General features: G+C 71.9%; 16 protein-coding genes. 4 read left to right on the plus strand and 12 right to left on the minus strand.

Annotated elements, in window-relative coordinates; all coding sequences use genetic code 11:
• Positions 1–102 precede the first annotated feature (102 nt).
• A complete protein-coding gene (locus tag ACZ6W9_RS00430; protein ID WP_389958112.1) occupies positions 103–1824 on the plus strand; it encodes a GMC oxidoreductase in 1722 nt (573 codons plus the stop codon).
• A 53-nt stretch (positions 1825–1877) separates the two neighbouring features.
• Here ACZ6W9_RS00430 and ACZ6W9_RS00435 read toward each other — a convergent pair whose 3' ends face one another.
• From ACZ6W9_RS00435 to ACZ6W9_RS00460, 6 genes are read right to left on the minus strand one after another with little or no spacing between them, the layout of a single operon-like run.
• Positions 1878–3971, minus strand: coding sequence for an alpha-galactosidase (locus ACZ6W9_RS00435; RefSeq protein ID WP_389958114.1), 2094 nt, complete (start codon positions 3969–3971; stop codon positions 1878–1880).
• A 51-nt stretch (positions 3972–4022) separates the two neighbouring features.
• Positions 4023–4856 (minus strand): carbohydrate ABC transporter permease, encoded by an 834-nt coding sequence (locus ACZ6W9_RS00440; RefSeq protein ID WP_362942403.1) that lies wholly within the window; start codon positions 4854–4856, stop codon positions 4023–4025.
• The gene (locus ACZ6W9_RS00445; RefSeq protein ID WP_389958119.1) at positions 4849–5802 is read right to left on the minus strand and encodes a carbohydrate ABC transporter permease; all 954 of its coding nucleotides are present in this window, start codon (positions 5800–5802) and stop codon (positions 4849–4851) included. Before ACZ6W9_RS00445 ends, ACZ6W9_RS00440 begins: the two co-directional genes overlap by 8 nt.
• A gap of 12 nt (positions 5803–5814) precedes the next feature.
• The gene (locus ACZ6W9_RS00450; protein ID WP_389958122.1) at positions 5815–7080 is read right to left on the minus strand and encodes an ABC transporter substrate-binding protein; all 1266 of its coding nucleotides are present in this window, start codon (positions 7078–7080) and stop codon (positions 5815–5817) included.
• 23 nt (positions 7081–7103) lie between these two features.
• The gene (locus ACZ6W9_RS00455) at positions 7104–9593 is read right to left on the minus strand and encodes an NPCBM/NEW2 domain-containing protein (RefSeq protein WP_389958125.1); all 2490 of its coding nucleotides are present in this window, start codon (positions 9591–9593) and stop codon (positions 7104–7106) included.
• Complete coding sequence (locus ACZ6W9_RS00460; protein WP_389958127.1) at positions 9586–10815, minus strand: ROK family transcriptional regulator; 1230 nt, start codon at positions 10813–10815, stop codon at positions 9586–9588. Before ACZ6W9_RS00460 ends, ACZ6W9_RS00455 begins: the two co-directional genes overlap by 8 nt.
• 176 nt (positions 10816–10991) lie before the next feature.
• Here ACZ6W9_RS00460 and ACZ6W9_RS00465 point away from each other — a divergent pair, with 176 nt between their 5' ends.
• Positions 10992–12380 (plus strand): pyridoxal phosphate-dependent decarboxylase family protein, encoded by a 1389-nt coding sequence (locus ACZ6W9_RS00465; RefSeq protein ID WP_470116468.1) that lies wholly within the window; start codon positions 10992–10994, stop codon positions 12378–12380.
• 36 nt (positions 12381–12416) lie between these two features.
• Here the strand turns inward: ACZ6W9_RS00465 and ACZ6W9_RS00470 are convergent, their stop codons facing one another.
• From ACZ6W9_RS00470 to ACZ6W9_RS00485, 4 genes are all read right to left on the minus strand, one after another.
• Positions 12417–12752, minus strand: coding sequence for a hypothetical protein (locus ACZ6W9_RS00470; protein WP_389958133.1), 336 nt, complete (start codon positions 12750–12752; stop codon positions 12417–12419).
• A 61-nt stretch (positions 12753–12813) separates the two neighbouring features.
• On the minus strand, positions 12814–13113 hold the full coding sequence (locus tag ACZ6W9_RS00475) for a type II toxin-antitoxin system RelE family toxin (RefSeq protein ID WP_389958135.1): 300 nt from the start codon (positions 13111–13113) through the stop codon (positions 12814–12816).
• Positions 13110–13409, minus strand: coding sequence for a hypothetical protein (locus ACZ6W9_RS00480; RefSeq protein ID WP_389958137.1), 300 nt, complete (start codon positions 13407–13409; stop codon positions 13110–13112). The genes ACZ6W9_RS00475 and ACZ6W9_RS00480 overlap by 4 nt, the downstream gene beginning before the upstream one ends.
• 105 nt (positions 13410–13514) lie before the next feature.
• The gene (locus ACZ6W9_RS00485; RefSeq protein WP_470116469.1) at positions 13515–14267 is read right to left on the minus strand and encodes an N-acetyltransferase; all 753 of its coding nucleotides are present in this window, start codon (positions 14265–14267) and stop codon (positions 13515–13517) included.
• 290 nt (positions 14268–14557) lie between these two features.
• Between ACZ6W9_RS00485 and ACZ6W9_RS00490 the strand changes: the two genes are divergently transcribed.
• On the plus strand, positions 14558–16072 hold the full coding sequence (locus ACZ6W9_RS00490) for a DUF885 family protein (RefSeq protein ID WP_470116470.1): 1515 nt from the start codon (positions 14558–14560) through the stop codon (positions 16070–16072).
• Between the two features lie 179 nt (positions 16073–16251).
• A complete protein-coding gene (gene guaA, locus ACZ6W9_RS00495; protein WP_389958144.1) occupies positions 16252–17823 on the plus strand; it encodes a glutamine-hydrolyzing GMP synthase in 1572 nt (523 codons plus the stop codon).
• A gap of 119 nt (positions 17824–17942) precedes the next feature.
• Here the strand turns inward: guaA and ACZ6W9_RS00500 are convergent, their stop codons facing one another.
• Positions 17943–18353, minus strand: coding sequence for a hypothetical protein (locus ACZ6W9_RS00500; protein WP_389958147.1), 411 nt, complete (start codon positions 18351–18353; stop codon positions 17943–17945).
• Positions 18354–18535: 182 nt separating this feature from the next.
• A complete protein-coding gene (locus tag ACZ6W9_RS00505; RefSeq protein ID WP_389958150.1) occupies positions 18536–18901 on the minus strand; it encodes a nuclear transport factor 2 family protein in 366 nt (121 codons plus the stop codon).
• Positions 18902–19232 lie beyond the last annotated feature (331 nt).

Raw genomic sequence — 19232 nt, forward strand, 5'->3', positions numbered from 1 at the left:
GCGCGCCCGTGCCCCGGACACACGGGCGCGCGCCGGGATCCCGCCCCGTCACCGCCCGATGCGCCGGGCGTCCCCCGTCACGGCCCGAAGGGAAATCGCGGAATGTTCAACTACGACGTGCTCGTCGTCGGCTCCGGGTTCGGCGGCAGCGTCACGGCGCTCCGGCTGACCGAGAAGGGCTACCGGGTCGGGGTGCTGGAGGCCGGGCGGCGGTTCGACGGGAACACGCTGCCGAAGACCTCCTGGCGGGTCCGCGACTTCCTGTGGGCGCCGGCGCTCGGCATGAAGGGCATCCAGCGCATCCACGTGCTGCGCGGCGAGAAGGGCACCGGCGTGATGGTCCTGGCGGGCGCCGGGGTCGGCGGCGGCTCGCTCGTCTACGCCAACACCCTCTACGAGCCCCTCGACCCGTTCTTCCGCGACCCCCAGTGGGCGTCGATCACCGACTGGAAGACCGAGCTCGCCCCCTACTACGACCAGGCCCGGCGCATGCTCGGGGTGACGGTCAACCCGACCGTCACCCGCGCCGACGAGATCGTCAGGAAGGTCGCCGACCGGATGGGCGTGGGCCACACCTTCCACCCGGCGCCGGTCGGGGTCTTCTTCGGCCGGCCCGGCGTGGAGGTGGACGACCCCTACTTCGGCGGGGCCGGGCCGCGCCGCCGGGGCTGCACCGAGTGCGGCGAGTGCATGACCGGCTGCCGGCACGGCGCCAAGAACATGCTGACCGAGAACTACCTCCACCTGGCCGAGAAGGCCGGCGCGAGGATCCACCCGGAGACCACGGTCACCTCGGTCCGCCCGCTGGCCGGCGGCGGCTACCGGGTCGAGGTCGCCAGGACCGGGACGCCGTGGCGGCGCCGTACCCTCACGGCCCGGCAGGTGGTCTTCGCGGCCGGGACGTACGGCACGCAGCGGCTGCTGCACCGCCTCAAGGCGTCCGGCGCGCTGCCCCGCCTGTCGGACCGGCTGGGCACGCTGACCAGGACGAACTCCGAGGCGCTGCTCGGCTTCGAGCGGCCGGCGGGCAGCCCGGGGGAGAAGCTCAACCGCGGGGTGGCGATCACCTCCTCCATCCACCCCGACGAGCACACGCACATCGAGCCGGTCCGCTACGGCGACGGCTCCAACGCGATGGGCCTGCTGCGCTCCCTGCTGATCGACGGCGACACCGGCGGTGGCACCGGCGGCGGGGGGACGCCGCGCTGGCGGAAGTTCCTCGGCGAGGCGCTGCGCAGGCCCCACCTGCTGCCGAGGCTGTTCGACCACCGCCGCTGGTCGGAACGCACGATCATCGCCCTCGTCATGCAGGCCAAGGACAACTCGATCACGCTGTCCGCCCGCCGGGGCGTGTTCGGCGGCCGGTTGCGCTCCGGGCGCGGCCACGGTGAGCCCAACCCGACCTGGCTGCCCGCCGGGCACGAGTTCGCCCGCCGGGCCGCCGAGGAGATCGGCGGCATGCCCGGCGGCTCCTGGCTGGACCTGTTCGACATCCCCGCCACCGCGCACTTCCTGGGCGGCTGCGTCATCGGCGCCGACGCGGAGAACGGCGTGATCGACGCCTACCACCGCGTCCACGGATACGACGGCCTGCACGTCGTGGACGGCTCCGCCGTCTCGGCCAACCCGGGCGTCAACCCCTCGCTGACCATCACCGCGCAGGCCGAGCGGGCCATGGCCCTGTGGCCCAACCGGGGGGAGACCGACCCACGGCCCGCGCCGGGCTCGCCGTACGCCCGGATCACGCCGGTCGCGCCGCGCAGCCCGGTCGTCCCCGAGGCCGCCCCCGGCGCCCTCCGCCTGCCGATCGCCGGCGTGACCTGACCTCCGGCTCCTCCGCCGGGTCGGGCCGCGCGCTCTGTTCCCCGTCCGTCCGATCACGGATCCTGTCTGACGAGATGAACCTGCGCGCTGGCGTGATCACCTTGCGGCAGGTCCAGCTCCAACCCGTGGGAGGCGAGGACCGCGCCGTGGTGGATCCGGCCCGTCACCACGTCGCGGTAGCGGGCGTCCGGGTCCATCCCGGCGGGGCGCAGCCTGGCGGCGTGGTGGCCGAAACGGGTCCTGACCCGATAGGCGAGGATCACGATGTCGTCACCGTGGACGTACTGCACGCCGCTGAGCGACTCGCCGGGCGTGCCGAGCCGGTGCAGCGCGCCGTGCTGGACCACCGGCCGGATGCGCTTGTACTCGGCCACCAGCTCGGCCGCCTCCGCCAGTTCGGCTTCGTCCCAGGCGGACAGGTCGCCGCCCAGGCCGAGGACGCCGGCCATGGCGACGTGGAAGCGGAAGCGCAGCGGCACCAGCCTGCCGGTGAGCGGGTTGGGACTGTCGGTGACCCAGGCGACCATGGTGCCGGCGGGATAGACCTGACTGAATCCGTACTGGATGACCAGCCGGTCCACGGCGTCGGTGTTGTCGGAGGTCCAGATCTGGTCGGTACGGCTCAGGACGCCGAGGTCGGTCCGGCCGCCGCCCCCGGCGCACGCTTCGATCCGCACACCCGGGTGAGCCGCGCGCAGCCGGTCCATGATGGCGTAGACGTTGCGCACATGGTCGATCCAGAGCCGGTCGGGGTCGTCCTGGCCGGGCCAGCCGGCCTCGGTGAAAGCCCGGTTGAAGTCCCATTTCAGGAAGTCGATCCCGTGCTCCGACAACAGCCGGTCCAGCCAGTCGTACGCCCACGCGGCCACGTCGGGCCTGGCGAAGTTGAGCACGAGCTGGTTGCGGAGCGTGGTGCGACGCCGGTGCGGCATGTGCAGGACCCAGTCGGGGTGCTCACGGTAGAGGCGGCTGTCGGGGTTGACCATCTCGGGCTCGACCCACAGGCCGAAGCGCATTCCGCGTTGCCGTACCGCCCCGATCAGCTTGTTCAGCCCGCCGGGGAAGCGTTCGGGGTTGACCTGCCAGTCGCCGAGCCCGGCGCGGTCGCTGCTGCGGTCGCCGAACCAGCCGTCGTCGAGCACGAACAGCTCCGCGCCGAGGGCGGCCGCGCGGTCGGCGAGCCGGACCTGGCCGTCGAGGTCGACGTCGAAGCCGGTGGCCTCCCAGGAGTTGTAGACGACGGGCCGCAGTTCGTCCGGGTGGGGCAGGACGTGCCGCCGGGTGTAGGCGTGCCAGGCCCGGCTGACGGCGCCGAAGCCCGCCGAGCCGTATACGCCGGCGAAGATCGGGGTGTGCCAGGACCGCCCGGGGGCCAGCCGTAGGCGCAGTCCCTCGTGGCCGAAGCCGCCGGTGAAGCCGACGGCGTCGAAGGGAGGCCGCTGCACGGTGATTCGCCAGCTTCCGCTCCAGGCCAGGGCCGCGCTCCACACCTCGCCCCGCTCCTCGGTGGCGGTTCCGTCATCGAGCATGATCCACGGGTTGGCGTGGTGCCCGGTGGTGCCGCGGCGGCTGGTCAGCACGGTCTCGCCGACCGGTGGCTCCTCGCGCCGCACCTGGTTCTCCGCCGACCAGCCGCCGACCATGTGGCTGAGCCGGACACCGTCGCGCGGTGGCAGCGTCCACGCCGCCGAGTCGCAGCGCTCCAGTGTGATGGGCTCGGCGTCGTCCGCGCCGGTGTGGCGCAGCGTCGTCCAGCGTTCGATCACGTCGCCGTCGTCGTGCACGCGGTAGTGGAGGGTGATCTCCAGGGGGTGGTGGCGGTCGGCGAAGCGGACGGACAGGCGGCCCCCGTCGATCTCGTGGTCGAGATGGCGCCACTCCACGCCCTCGCCGTGATCGGCGTAGATCAGCCGGAGGGAGGGGGCGCCGAAACCCGGGCCTTCCAGCTCGCCGTACCCCGGCTGGGTGAAACTACTGGTGTCGCGGCGCGGTGCGGGCGGTACGGTGAGCGCCTGCTCGGCGGTCAGCGGGGGGCCCCAGTGAACGTGACACGGTCGGTCATCGGCGTCCAGTGCGAAGGCGTAGCAGGACCCGGGGGTCCGCAACAGCCACATTCGCCGGTCGGCCAGGTAGGTCACAAGGGGCATGGGCGTCCTTTCTGCGTGGCGATTCCGTATGGCGGTCGACGGTGCGCGGCGTCAGCCTTTGCTGCCCGACATGGCGATCCCCTGGATGAACTGCCGCTGGAGCAGCACGAAGCACAGCACCATGGGAAGGATGGCCAGCAGGGAGCCCGCCATCAGCACGGGATAGTCGGTCATGGTGACCCCGTGCAGGGTCGCCAGGCCGACGGGCAGGGTCATCATGTCCGGCCTGGTGTTGACGATCAGCGGCCAGAGCAGGTCGTTCCAGGAGAACAGCGCCGTCATGATCGTCAGCGCCGCCAGCGCGGGCCTGCACATCGGCAGGACGATCCGCAGGTAGATCTGGAACGGGTTGGCCCCGTCGAGTCTTGCCGCCTCATCGACCTCGGCCGGGATCGTCCGCATGAACTGGTACAGCAGGAACACGCCGAAGGCGCTGAAGATCCCCGGCAGTGCCAGTGCGGGCACGGTGTTGAGCAGCCCCGCCTGGCGGATCACCTCGTACTGCGGGATGACGAACAGCTGCGGCGGGACCATGAGGACGATGAGGAAGGCCGACAGCAGAGGCTTTCTGAAGCGGAAGCGCAGCCTGGCGAAGACGAAGGCGGCCAGTGATGCGAAGAGCAGCTGGCCCGCGACCCGCAGTACCAGGGTCATGACGCTGTTGACCGTCATCGACATGACGGGCATCAGATCGAAGAACGTCGCGTAGTTGTCCCAGCGCCAGTGCCGGGGCAGCAACGTCGGCGGCGCGCTCGTCGACTCGCTCAGCGTCTTGAGCGAGGTGAGGAACTGCCATACGAACGGGAACACCATCACGGCGGCGCCCGCGAGCAGGATCAGATGGGTGAGCAGGCGCCCGGCGCCGGCCCTACGGCGGTCAGCCATAGTGCACCCACCGCCGCTGGAGCCGGAACTGGACCGCGGTGACCACGAGGGTGATCGCCAGGGCGATGATGGCGATGACCGCTCCCAGCGGCCGGTCGTTGCGGACGAACGCCTCTTCGTAGAAGAGGTACACGATGGTCTTCGAATCGCGCAGCGCGGGATTGTTGCGCCCCATCATGATGAAGAGCAGGTCGAACATCTGCAGTGAGCCGATGACCGACAGGGTCGACACCAGGAACACCGACGGCGACAGCAGCGGTGCGGTGATGTGGCGGAAGACCCGCACGGGCCCCGCGCCGTCGATTCCGGCCGCTTCCACCACCGAGGCGGGGACGGCGTCCAGCCCCGCCGCCAGGATGACGAGGTTCGTGCCGAAGGTGGTCCAGACGCCGACGACCGCCACGGCGAACAGGGCGGTGTCCGGATCGGCGACCCATGCCTCGTGCGGGCCGCCGAAGAAGCCGAGGACCTGGTTGAGGAGGCCGAAATCGCCGTTGTAGATGTAGCGCCACACCATGGCGACGGCGGCGGGCATGGTCACCACGGGAAGGAAGTACAGCGTGCGGTACAGGCCGCGGCCGCGCAGGCCGCTCTGGTGCATCAGGGCGGCGGTCACCATCGCGAGCGGCACGCCCAGGAGCACGATCCCGGCGTAGAGAAGGGTGTTCCCCAGGGCGCGCGGGAGGTGGGGGTCCTTCAGCGCCTGCGCCCAGTTGCCCAGGCCCTCGATCCGGTAACCCTGGAACGGGTTGCCTTCCGAGAAGGAGAGGACCAGGGTGCGGGCCAGCGGCCACAGGTAGAAGACCGCCAGCCCCAGCAGCGGTCCGGCCAGCAGAAGAGCGGCCCAGCGGTTGTCGGGGTGGCGGGAGACCTCCGGTTCACGGGCCGCGTTGCCGTCCGGAGACCGCCGGCCCGTCCCGGGCTTCCGGGTGTCGAGGTGCGTCATGGGGAACCGTCTCTACTGCCGTTCCTGCGCCAGGGCTTCGTTCATGGCTGTGGCCAGGGACTTCGCGGCCTCCTCGACCGAGGTCTCGCCGTTCCAGGCCGGAGTCAGCAGTTCGCTCTCCCGGCTGGACCAGGCGTCGGTGTTCTCGGACACCGGGTACACCACGGCGTTGGGCAGCTGATCGAGGAACGCCCGCAGGTTGAACTGGGGCGCCGCGTCGACCCACGCCTGCTGGGTGCCGGAGTGGGAGCCGAGTACGGTGCCGGTTTCGCTCTGGATCCGCGACGCCTGCTCGCCCGAGAGGAAGACCGCGAGTTCGGCCGCCTCCCGGGGGTGCTTGGAGGAGGCGAGGGCCACGTTGCCGAGGCCGTTGATGACGGTCGCCTCCTTGACGCCCGCGGGCAGCTCGGTGACGTCGACGTTCTTGGAGGTGTAGTCGTCGTGGGCGAAGCGGTAGGCGTAGAAGGATCCGCTGTAGTACATGGCGATCTTGCCGCCCATGAACTGGGCCACGGCCTCGGTGTCGCTGAGCGACTTCAGGTCGGGGGAGTAGCCGTTCTTGATCATGTCGGTCCAGAACCGCAGCCCGTTGAGGCTGGCCGGCTCCTGATAACCGGAGGTCTTGCCGTCCGGGCTGATGACATGGCCGCCGGCCTGGTAGATGGTGTTGTAATAACCGGCCTGCGCCTCCACCGGAGCGGCGATGCCGTACACGCCCTTGCCCTTGTCCGTCAGAGCCTTGGCGTTCTTGACGACGTCGTCCCAGGTCCAGTCCGCGTTCGGGTGAGGCAGCTTGGCCGCGTCGAAGATGGCCTTGTTGTACCAGAGCCCGATGGTGTCGAAGTCCTTGGGGAGCGCGTAGGTCTTGCCGTCGCGCTTGAAGAGCGGCAGGAGCTGCTGGGGGTAGGCCGACAGGTTCGTGCCGGCGGCGCTGATCGTCTCGTCGAGAGGCTGCAGGACGCCGCCGTCGGCGTACGGCGCGATCTTGGAGCCCAGCATCCATGCCACGTCGGGCCCGGTGCCGCCGGCGGCCGAGTTCTGCAGGGTGGTCCAGTAGTCGGTCCAGGGGATGACCTGGACGGCGACGTCGATGCCGGGGTGGTCCTTCTCGAACGCGTCCACCACCTTCTGCATGGCGGGCTGCTGGTCGGTGGAGAAGATGGCGTAGGTCAACCGGATGCCACCGGCGTCGGCGGCCTCGGTGTCCGAGCCGCCGCAGGCCGAGAGCGTGAGCGCGGCCGCCGCGAGGAGTGAGACCGCAGTCCACTTCGTGCTCATGAGAACCTTCCTTGATCTGACCTTCAGGCCTGGACGCGCGGTGCGATCCAGTCGATGTGCGGGGTGACCTCACCGGCGCCGGCCTGCTCGACCACGAGTTCGAGCAGTCGCGCGCCGGTGATGTCGGCCTCCAGCGGGCGGACGGGTTCTCCGGGGGCCACCGTCACCTCGGCGACCACCCGGCCGTCGGCGAGCACCCGGCAGGTCGCGGGGGCCGATCCCGGTGTCTCGTCGTCGATGCCGATGCCGGCGACGAAGGTGTGCGCGGTCCCGCCGACGGCGTAGGTGATCGACGCGGGCGCGCACACGCCCAGCCCGTGTTCGAAGTGGTGGCCCGCGACATGCATCGGGCGGCCGTCGCCGGGGTCGCCGCCGCCGTTGGACCGGTCGACCTCGACCGGTCCGAACCCGTTGCTCGAACGCGTCGGGCGAACCCGTTCCAGCGCGGTCTCCCCCGGCCCGAACGGGTGCGCCACCCGCACGTGCGCGATCACCGAGCGCTCGGCGGCGCGCGGCCGTCCCGCGTGCACGGCGAGTACGGCGAGCCGTGACGGAGAGAAGGACTCCGGTACGGGGACCGACCAGGAGACCTCGGTCCCGTCCGCTCCGGGCTCTCGTCGGAGGAGCCGGGGGCTCGGCCAGTCCGGCGGCACTTCCAGGTGGACCTCGCCTCCGCCGGTGACCTCGGCACGGATGCGAGCGTCCGTGCCGGGACGGGCGAACAGCAGTGGTGAGTCCACGCGGACGGCGGGCCGATCCCGCCGCCGGGCCGTGGGCTCACCGCGGGCCGCGACGCAGAGCGCGCCTCCATTGGGCCGCAGGCGCAGCGGGAGCCGGCCGACGCCGTCGGGGTGTCGTGACTCGGTCAGCCCGCCGTCGGCGTCGTCCTCGATGAGCGTGATCCGGTGGCCGGGGCCGACGCCGAGGCCGGCCAGGTCGATGTCGGTGTCCACGCTCCGGCCCGCGGCGACGGCGCCGATGAACCAGTCGTCGCCGGAGCGTCGTGCCAGCACCGCGTACTCGCCCGGCCGCCCGCCGAGCAGCCGGGTCTCGTCCCAGTGGGCGGGGATGCGCTCGATCGCGGCCTGGGCGATGGGCCGCGCCTGGTACTCGTCGATCTCGTCGGCGAAGTGCAGCAGGCCCGATTCCAGGACGACGGCCAGCGCCAGTTCGTGCGCCTCGGTCGTCTGGCGGCCCTTGGCGGAGAAGGTCACCGGTGTGTAGTCGGCCGAGCCGACGACGTTGCGGGTGTAGGGAAGGATGGTGTTGTGCTCGGCGGTCAGCGGCTCGCCGTAGAAGACGTAGTATTCCGCGCCCCGGACCGCCTCGTAGCTCATGACGTGGGGGTGGGTGCGGGCCCATCCCCGGGGAATGACCGAGCCGTGAAAATTGATCATGAGGCCGACCCGGCGGCACTCGGCGATCACCGAGTCGTACCACCGGTAGCGCGACTGGGCCTCGGACTCCATGAAGTCGACCTTGATTCCGGCCACCCCCCAGGAGGCCCACTCGGCCAGCTGGCGTCTCTGCTCGTCGGTGCCCAGCCGGTCCCAGGCGACCCAGACGAACACCCCGATGCCGCGGGTGCTCGCGGCCGAGACCAGATCCGGCATCCATGCCGGATCCCAGCCGCAGTCGACCAGCACGTACTCCCAGCCGCGCGCGGCCGCGTAGTCCAGCATGCGCATCTGCTTGTCCAGGTGGGCGCCGCTGAAGAAGTCCGACCACCACGACCAGGCGGCCCGTCCCGGGCGCGCCCACGCGGGGGCCGGCTCGGCGGCGGCGGGGGCGAGGTCCTCCACCAGGTGTGAGGAGACGATGGTGGCGAGGTCACCGGCGATCAGGACTCGCCAGGGGCTCGCCACCTCGTCGGCGAGGAGGGTCACGTCCTCGGCGAGGGTGAAGGCGAGCTCCCCGGCGCCGGTGTAGCGGGCCAGCGCGCCGCCGTACCGCCCGTCCAGGTCTGCCTCCGTCGCCAGGACGTGGAGGCCGGAATCGATCTGGGCCAGGAAGGGAAATCCGTAGTCGCCGGGTTCGAGCACGTCAAGGCTGGAGGAGAACCGGATGGTCTCGTACCAGGGGGTGTAGGTCAGAGGCCAGGTGCGAGCCGCGGCCGGAAGGCGGAGGTGGACGTCGCCGCCGCGGATGTTCCTGCCGCGCAGGCCGTGCAGGACGAGGCGGAGCGCGACGCCGTCGGCGGCGGCGCGCAGCACGACCGACAGCTCGCCCGCGGCGATGCGGAAACGGACGGTGCGCTCGCGGTGCTCGACCCGGTGACCGCCGACCCGCTTGCCGACGATGAGCTCGTAGTCCTCGTGTACGGCACGCTCGCCCGTCGAGACGAACGACAGGCCGGCGAGCAGGTCTTCACCGTCGGCGCCGGTGAGCCGGATCGGCGCCGGCGAGGTCAGCACGACGCCCTCGCGGCTCGCCGACCACGTCAGCGTGCCGTCGTCGAGACGGAGGCCGATGTTCAGGTCGCCGAAGGCCGTCTCCCAGTGATGATCAAGCAACGGAATCTCCATTGACGCGTCGGGAACCTGTGGCCGGAGCCCATGACGGGAACGCCGCCGCCTCGATGGCCGTCGCCGCGGCTCCGCGGGCCCACTCCTCGAACGGCAGGTCTCTGACGTGCACCGCGACACGAAGGGCGGCGCCGAAGGCGTGCTCGGTGAACGCCTCGCGGATGGCCGTCTCGAACAGGTCGTAGGTGGCCACGCCCTCTCCAGCGACGATGATCTGCTCAGGCCCCAGGAGATTGGCCACCGACGCCAGCGCCCGCCCGATGAGGGCGCCGGCGTCGGCGAACACGGCCATGACGGCCGGATCGCCGGCGCGGGCCAACTCGACCGCGTCGCCGAAGGTCAGATCGTCCCGGCCGGTCGCCCTGCGCGAGGCGATCTCCAGGGCGGTGGTCGACGCCTGCGCCTCGACACAGCCGTGGGCGCCGCAATGGCAGAGCACCGACCGATCGCCCAGGGGCAGGTGACCGATCTCGCCGGCCACGCTGTGCGCGCCGCGCACCAGCGCGTCGTCGACGACCAGGGCGCAACCGATTCCGGCGCCGACGGTCACCACGGCGAAGTTGGCCACACCGCGGCCGAGGCCGAACCACTTCTCGGCGATGGTCAGCGCCTTGACGTCGTTCTCCACCACGACGGGAAGGCCCAGCTCGGCCGAGAGCGTCCTGCCCAGGTCGACGTGATGCCAGCGCAGGAAGGGCGAGTACCGGACGTAGCCGGTCTCGTGGTCGACCTCTCCCGACAGAGTGATGCCCAGATGGCGCGGTGGGAGCGCGAAACCCACCCGCTCCGCGGCCGTGAGCAGCTGCCCGTGGAGGGACGCCACCTGAGCGATGACCTCGTACGGCACGTGCCGGGCGAGCGCGCGCCGCTTGGTGACGCGAGGGGTGCCGGCCAGGTCGCAGACCACGCCGATGAGTTCGTCGCCGGTGATCTTGATGCCCACGCTGCCCGTGTGCAGGGCCCGGATGCGCAGCGGGCGGCTGGGGCGCCCGAGGCGTGCCTCGTCGGGGCTCAGTGGTTCGGCCGCCTCGTCGTATTCGAGGTATCCCGCGTCCAGCAGCGGCTTCACGGCACGGGTGATCGCAGGTGAGGACAGTCCGGTGAGGCGGGCGATCTCGGCTCGGGCGACGGGGCCGCTCGTCAGGACGGTCGTGAGAACGGCCGCCTCGGCAGGGGTCCCCTCGATGGGCCCCTTTCTCTGGCGTGGCATGCCGCACAACATACGGTGATTTAATTACTTTAAACAAGTAACATTTGCGCAACGTGCGATGTCGTGCCGCAACAGGGTGAGACTTCCTTGCTCAAGGCAGGTAATGCCCGGCCTCTGACCGTCCGCGTATCCGGCCGCGGTTGGTCATCCCGGACCGGGTGGCCCAGTATTCCGGTGTGACGTGGGATGTGGAGGAGTTCGTGCGGGCCGCCGCGGCGACCGTAGAGGAACTGGCCGTGCACGTGGACGAGAGCCGGCGGGGCCTGACACCGGCCCTGGGCCGCCGCCCGCCGCGTGAGCTGGCCGAACGGCTCGGTCTGGCGCGGTGGATCCGCGAGGGCGGGATGACTCCGGACAGCCACGCGGAGTTCCTGGCGGCCTATCTCGCGGAGGGGAGCCGGCCGCACCACCCCGCCTCCCTCGGCCACCAGGTCGCCGCCCCCGACTTCCCCGCCGCGCTCGCCGACCTCGTGCACGGCGTGACCAACAACACGATGGCGTTCTATGAGATGGGCGCGGCGGCGGCGACCGTCGAGTTCGAGGTCGTGCGCTGGATGCTCGGCAGGGCCGGTTTCGGGGAGTCCGGAGGCGGGGTGCTCACCCACGGCGGGTCGCTGGCCAACCTCACCGCGCTGCTGGCCGCCCGCGCCGCCGCCGCGCCGGACGCCTGGGCCGGCGGGGTTCCCGGCGACCTCGCGCTGCTCGTCCCCGAGGCGTCCCACTACTCGCTGACCCGCGCCGCCGCGATCCTCGGCCTGGGGGAGCGGGCCGTCGTCCCGCTGGACGCCGACCCGCTCGGCCGGATCGACGTCGCCCGCCTGCCCGCTGCCCTGGACCGGGTACGGCGGGCGGGCCGGCGGCCGATGGCCCTGGTGGCGAACGCCTGCGCGACGGGCACCGGCCTCTACGACGACCTGCGCGGCGTCGGCGGGTTCTGCGCGGACAACGGGATCTGGTTCCACGTGGACGGTGCCCACGGCGCGTCGGCCCTGCTGTCGGACGGGCACCGGCACCTGCTCGACGGGATCGGGCTGGCCGACTCGCTGATCTGGGACGCGCACAAGATGCTGCGCACCTCAGGGGTGGCCGCGGCCGTGCTGACCCGGCGCAAGGACGACCTGGACGCGGCGTTCCGGCAGCGGGCGAGCTACCTGTTCTACGGCGACCAGGACTTCGACTCGGCCGGCCGTACGGTGGAGTGCGCCAAGGCCGCGCTGGGCCTGAAGATCTTCCTGAACCTCGCCTGGCGGGGTGAGCGGGGTCTCGGCGAGTACGTCGCGGGACGGTACGCCGTCGCCCGCCGTCTGTGGGAGCTGGGCCGGGAGCGGCCCGGGTTCGTCTTCCCGTACGAGCCGCAGAGCAACATCGTCTGCTTCCGGTACGGCACGGGCGACCAGGCGGCGATCCGCGAGCGCCTGATGGCGGACGGCTCCTTCCACCTGACCTCGGCCGAGATCGGCGGCGTCCGCCACCTGCGCGTCACGGTCATGTCCCCGTCCACGGACGAGAAGACCCTTGAGGCGCTTCTCGACCGGATCACCGGAACGGGGGACGGGGCGGCCTGACGCGCCGGAAACCGCGAACGACCGTTGCCTTGAGGATCAGTCTGTGACCTTGGCAGGTGGGCCGAGGTCGCCGCCGGGTTCGCGGGTGAGGACGGAGAGCAGGGCCGGATCCGCGTATATCTCGGCGCTGTGCCGCCACTGGGTGAGCAGGAGCGCGATCGGGGTGGAATTCTCCGGAACCGCCGTTCCACGCGCCGTGTCCACCAGTTCGGTGAGCATCGAGTCCATGTCTTCCGGAGGCAGGAACGTGCTCCAGGGCAGGGCCTCGGTCAGGACCTGATGCAACACCGCGATGTCCTCGGTGCGTGCCAGTCCGGCGAGCAGATGGGAGGTGAAGTCGACGACCGCGGCGTCCCGCTCGAACCTGCCCACAGGATCACGCCGTCCCATCCGCTGTTCGGCGACTCGTCGCAGGTCTGGGTGAGTTGAGTGCTCAGCGACGCCGGTAGGCGTCCCCACGGTGGCGAATGTCCAGGACATGGACTTCCCGTGGGTTCAGGTCATCACGGATCTTGTACAGGACGCGCCAGTCTCGCATGATCCTGGCGCTGTACACGCCGGTGAGCGGTTCGTGGAGTTCTTTGCCGACGCGATAGGGGTTTCTCATCAATGCGCCGGTGATGAACTCCACCGCGCCCGCCGCGACATCGGGTGGAAGCTTGTCGGAGATGGCTCGGCGGGCCGCGGTGCCCAGCACCGGTTCGAAGGACGCCGGCTCTGGCTGGTCGTTCACCGGTGATCGAGAAGCGCGCGGATCGCGTCAGCACCCCGGACGCCTTCTCCGGCGGCGATCGACGCCTGTGACTCCACGATCGCCTGGACCGCCTCGGTGTCGGAGAGGACCTCGATGGTCTCTCGCAGACGATCCACGAGGTCGATCTGGTCGGCGGGAACGACGGCGGCCAGTCGTTCTCCCCTGCCGGTGAGGGCGATCACCCGTCCCTGCACGGCGGACTCGATCGCATCGTCCCAGCGCTCCGGATGCGCGTGAAGATCCTCCAAGGGAATTTCGTACGCGGCTTCGCCCATGACGACAGCGTACGCCACCGATAGGTGGTCCGGGAGGTCATCCGCGCAGGTGGGACCTCTGCCGTCCGATGCGGAGACCACCGAGGCCGTGGAGCGGGCGAGCGCTCAGGCCGGGGCGGTGAGGCGGTGGCGGATCCAGACGTTGGGTTCGACGTAGACGGCGTGGTCCTGCTCGACGTCGCAGTGGACCGGGACGAGGGCGCCGGGCACCTCGACCGGGCCGCTGACGTCGAAGGGCAGGCCGGTCCACTCGCGCCACTCGGCGAGCGTGCCGGGCACCGTCATCGAGCGCGGCGCGACCTTGACGATCGTGCCGCCCGCACGCACGTGGACGCGGAGCCACGGGTCGGCCGGCAGGCCGTCGGGACGGGTGCGGGCGGCGTACTCCGCCATCGGGGTGCGCGGCTCCAGGTGCTTGGCGTTGGGCCGTACCGGGGCCAGCAGCTCGCCGAACCCGAGGCGGGCGGCGTTGTCGCGCAGGGCGGCCAGCATCAGCGGCGACAGGCCCGTCCCCAGGCGGTCGGGGCGGACGGTGATCTCCAGGGCGGACACCGTACGGGGCTCCGTGCCGGTCATCCGGGTGTGCCAGGCCCACAGCATCACGGCGTCCCACCCGCCGTCCGGCAGTTCGTCACGGGGCCAGGTGAACGGCGCGCTCATCGCCTTGGCCACGAGCCGCCCCGGCTCGTCGTCATCGTCGGCGACCAGCACGAACTCCGGGTACTTCTCGACGCAGACCTCGTAGAACAGCGCCCCCGTCGGATCGCAGAGCATGAACTCCGGCCAGGAGGTGGGCATGTCCCACAGCTCGTCGCGGAAATGGGGACGTTCGGCCAATGTGGTGATGCGGAGGGGCATTCCGGCATCCTCCCACCGCCGTCCCACGCCGCTCGACCGGTTTTCCACGGGCCGCGCCGTACGCCCGTTTCCCGGCGGGTCGCCGACGGGCTTCCGCGCGGGGGCCGGGGTCGCCCGCGCGCTGCTCGGCAGGCCGGAGGTGCCCGACGGGCGTCCGCGCGGGGCCGGGGAGGGAACGGGGCCGACGGCAGGGCGTCGCGCCTCGTGGCGGTCGCCGGGAGACGGCGTGGTCCGCGGGGCCTTCGATTCGGGGCTCGGCGCGGGAGGCCGTCTGGGATAGCTTCGCCTGCATGAGTGAACTCGACTCCCGCCTGCGTGCGGTGTGTGACATGGCCGTGGCCGAGGCCCGGGAGGCGGCCGGGCGGCACGAGTACGACGGGGTGGTGCAGGACCTCTCCCCCGAGGGGGTGCGCGCGGGGCTGGCCGCGCTGGGGGAGGGCGCGCCGCCGGACGATCCCCACGACGCCGCCCACCTGGAGGTCTTCGAGGCGGCCACCCGGGCGGCGTTCGGCGAGCTGGAGCTGCACCGGCGCAGCCCGCTCGCCCACCTGAACAACCTCGACCTGGCCTGCTACGACCGGGAGTACGCCCCCGAGGCGGAGCGGACCGCGGCCAGACTCGCCCACCTCGCCCGCTGGCCCGAGGCGGTCGAGGGCGCGATCGCCTCGCTCGACCGGCTCAGCGCGCCGGTCGCCTCCGCGCTGCTGGGGGCGGTGCGGGGCCTGGCCGCCGGGGTGCCCGAGGACGCGGACGCCTCCGTGCGGGAGGCGGCGCTCAAGGCCCACGCCCGGCTGGTGGAGCACGTGGAGGAGACGTCCCGCTGCGGCGACCCCGACGCCTCGCTCGGCGCCGAGGGGCTGACCCTGCTGATGGGCGCGGGTGACGGCCTGCCGGTGGACCTCGGCGTCCTGGCCGCGCGGGCCGACGCCGAGCGCGACCGGCTCATGGAGCGCCTCGCCGAGTCGTGCGCGAAGCTCGGTACGGCGGGCCGCTCCCCGCTGGAGGCGGCGCGCGAGCTGGTCCGCGACCACCCCGGCATCGACGGGGTGATGGACGCCGCGCGGACCGGCGCCGAGCGGGCGGTCGCCTTCACCCGCGAGAGGGACCTGGTGCCCTACCACGACGGCGAGTGCCTGGTCGGCCTGGCGCCCGAGTCACGGCGCTGGGCCATGGCGATGATGAGCTGGGCCGCGCCGGGCGAGCCCGACGGCCCCTCGTGGTACCACATCACCCCGCCGGACCCCACCTGGCCGGAGCGCGACATCGAGGAGTGGCTGGAGGTCTTCAGCGCGACCACGCTGCCCGCGATCAACGTGCACGAGGTCGCGCCCGGCCACTTCTCCCACGGCCGGGCGCTGCGCCACGCGCCCTCCGACGTGCGCCGGACGCTGATGTCGATGGCGTTCGCCGAGGGCTGGGCGCACTACGCCGAGGAACTGTGCGTCGAGGAGGGCTTCGCGCCCGACGACCCGCGCTTCGAGATCGGCGTGTGGCTGGAGGCGCTGATCCGGGTGACCCGGCTGGCCTGCGCGATCGGCGTGCACACCGGCTCGATGACGGTCGAGGAGGGCGCCCGCCGCTTCGAGGCCGACACCCACATCGGCGGACCGGCGGCGATGTCGGAGGCGGCGCGGGCCACCTTCGACCCGACCTACGGCCGCTACACCTGGGGCAAGCTGGAGATCCTCGACCTGCGCGAGCGGGCGCGGGCGGCCTGGGGCGCGGAGTTCTCGCTCAAGCGCTTCCACACCGCGATGCTCGACCTCGGCTCCCCGCCGCTGGGCCTGCTTCCCAATATCCTCTGACCGCCCGCCCGGACGTCCGGGGACGTCCCCGGACCCCCGGAAGCCCCTTCTCCGGCTCGGCGCGGGCCCCGTGCTCCGTACCGCCGGCGGACCCCGTACGGCTTCCGCGGACCCCCGGACCCCCTTTTCCGGCTCGGCGCGGGCGTGCCGGCGAGCGCCGATAGACTGAACCCACCGCTGTGGTTTCTTTGGGGGTCTTGGTGTCTGATTTCGACACGGTCCTGGTCGTCGACTTCGGCGCGCAGTACGCGCAGCTGATCGCGCGACGGGTGCGTGAATGCCACGTCTACTCCGAGATCGTCCCGAGCACGATGCCGGTCGAGGAGATGATGGCCAAGAAGCCGAAGGCCGTCATCCTGTCCGGCGGTCCCTCGTCGGTCTACGCCGAGAACGCCCCCGCCGTCCCCGCCGGCCTGTTCGAGACCGGGGTGCCGACCTTCGGCATCTGCTACGGCTTCCAGGCCATGGCCCAGCAGCTCGGCGGCACGGTGGCCCGCACCGGCCTGGCCGAGTACGGCGGCACCCCGCTGGAGGTGCGGCAGGAGGGCGTGCTGTTCGCCGGGCTGCCGGTCGCGCAGGCCGTGTGGATGTCCCACGGCGACAGCGTCTCCGCCGCCCCCGAGGGGTTCGTCGTCACCGCCGCCACCCCGCAGACGCCGGTCGCCGCCTTCGAGCACCCCGAGCGGGGCCTGTACGGCGTGCAGTTCCACCCCGAGGTGCTCCACTCCGAGCACGGCCAGGCGGTGCTGAAGCACTTCCTCGACGCGGCCGGCTGCCGTCCCTCCTGGACGATGCTCAACATCGTCGAGGACGCCGTCGAGTCGGTCCGCGCCCAGATCGGCCCGGAGGGCCGGGCCATCTGCGCCCTGTCCGGCGGGGTCGACTCCGCGGTGGCCGCCGCCATGGTGCAGCGGGCCATCGGCGACCGCCTGACCTGCGTCTTCGTCGACCATGGCCTGCTGCGCAAGGGCGAGGCCGAGCAGGTCGAGCGCGACTTCGTCGACGCGACCGGCGTCAAGCTGCGCGTGGTCGACGCCCAGGAGCGCTTCCTGAAGGCGCTCGACGGGGTCACCGACCCCGAGGAGAAGCGGAAGATCATCGGCCGGGAGTTCATCCGGGTGTTCGAGGACGAGCAGCGCGCCATCCTCGCCGACGGCCCGGTCGACTTCCTCGTGCAGGGCACCCTCTACCCCGACGTGGTCGAGTCCGGCGGCGGCACCGGCACCGCCAACATCAAGTCCCACCACAACGTCGGCGGCCTCCCCGAGGATCTCCGGTTCACGCTGGTGGAGCCGCTGCGCACCCTGTTCAAGGACGAGGTCCGCCGGGCCGGCGAGGAGCTGGGGCTGCCCCCGGCGATGGTCTGGCGCCAGCCGTTCCCCGGGCCGGGGCTCGGCATCCGGATCGTCGGCGCGGTCACCCGCGAGCGCCTGGAGACCCTCCGCGAGGCGGACGCCATCGCCCGCGAGGAGCTCTCCCGCGCCGGGCTCGACCGGGAGATCTGGCAGTGCCCGGTGGTGCTGCTGGCCGACGTCCGCTCGGTGGGAGTCCAGGGCGACGGCCGCACCTACGGTCACCCGATCGTGCTGCGCCCGGTCTCCAGTGAGGACGCCATGACCGCCGACTGGTCCCGCGTCCCCTACGACGTGCTCGCCCGGATCTCCACGCGGATCACCAACGAGGTCCGCGAGGTCAACCGCGTCGTCCTCGACGTGACGAGCAAGCCGCCGGGCACCATCGAGTGGGAGTAGGCGGACACGGCGCGGCCCCGCGGAGGAGCGTTGCTCCGCGGGGCCGCGCCGTACCCGTCCACGGGGTGCCCGTGGGGTGGGCGGCCGGGTGAGGGGAGCCCGGCCGTCCACTCGGTCGCTCACCGTGCCCTGCGGAGGCCGAGGAACTGCAGGGCGGCGAAGCCGCCGACGACCGCGGCCTGCATCAGGACCCAGACGGCGCCGAGCGTGGTGACGCCGAGACCGCCCATGGCCAGTTCCGCGACGCTCACGACGGTCCACACGAGGTTGACGGCGATGACGGCTCCGGCGGCGGTCCGGGAGATCCGGGCGGGGACGGCGGCGAGCCAGACCGCCACACCGTAGACGGCGAGGAAGGCCCCGATGCCGCGCTGCAGGCCGACCGGCAGGCCGAGCAGGTCGTTGATCGGGCCGGCCAGGGCCAGATAGGCCAGGCCGTTGACGCCGGTGACGACGGCGTCCAGACGCATCGCCAGTCGCAGGAGGCCGGCGGTGTCGGTGGCGGTGGTGGGGGCGCCGATGGTGGTCATGGCGGGTGTGCCTTTCTACGTGGGAGACGGGAGCGCGGGGGCGTCCGGGAGGTCCGGCGGGAGCGCGGGGGGGAGGTCCGGCGGGGGCGTGAGGGGGTCCGGCGGGGGTGTGCCGGGCCCGTGGGCGGGGTGCCGGCGGCCATTGGGCGGTGCCCCCGAACCGGTGGATCCGGCGGGCCGGGTCAGACGGCGGGGACCCGGTCGAGGAAGCCGTGGACCTCCCGGATGCGGCCGTCCGCCGTCAGGACCGCGACGTCGAAGCCGACCACGATGGCCTCGCCGCCCTCGGGGCCGAGGTGCCAGGTGAAGCGGGCCACGTCGTGGTGGGCGTCGACGTCGCCGGCGAGGGTGAAGACCAGGCCGGGGAACTGCCCCTGGACGGCGGTGATGACGGCGTCGATCGCGTCGCGGCCGGTGACGTCGGCGAGCGGGTCGACGTAGCGGGCCTCCTCGGCCCAGACGGTGTCGATCTCCGCGCGGCGCTCGGCGGCGTCGGTCATGTTCCAGGTGGCCAGGTAGCGCTCGACCAGCTTGGCGATGTCGTTCATCTCGTTCTCCTCCGTGTTTCCTGCGGTTGTCCTTGCAGGTCACAAAGTTACGGAGATCGGCGGATCGCGGAATCCGTCACGCACCGGTACTTGGCGGGCCCGCTATCCGTCTGCCGCCGGTATCCGCCCGTCCGTCGGTGTCCGTCTGCCTGTCGGGCCCGTCGCCCGGTCGCCGGATCACCGGCTCCCGGCAGGTCCGGCCCGGGGACGGCCGCCGGGCACCCCGGGAACGGTCACCACTCCGGGCGGGGAAGAAGTCACCGGGAATTCGTGAACATCGCAGGTCATACCTGGGAATTGCGGGTTTTATCCTTCTACGCCTGGTGAGCCG

Source organism: Streptosporangium sp. NPDC053982 (assembly GCF_055585205.1).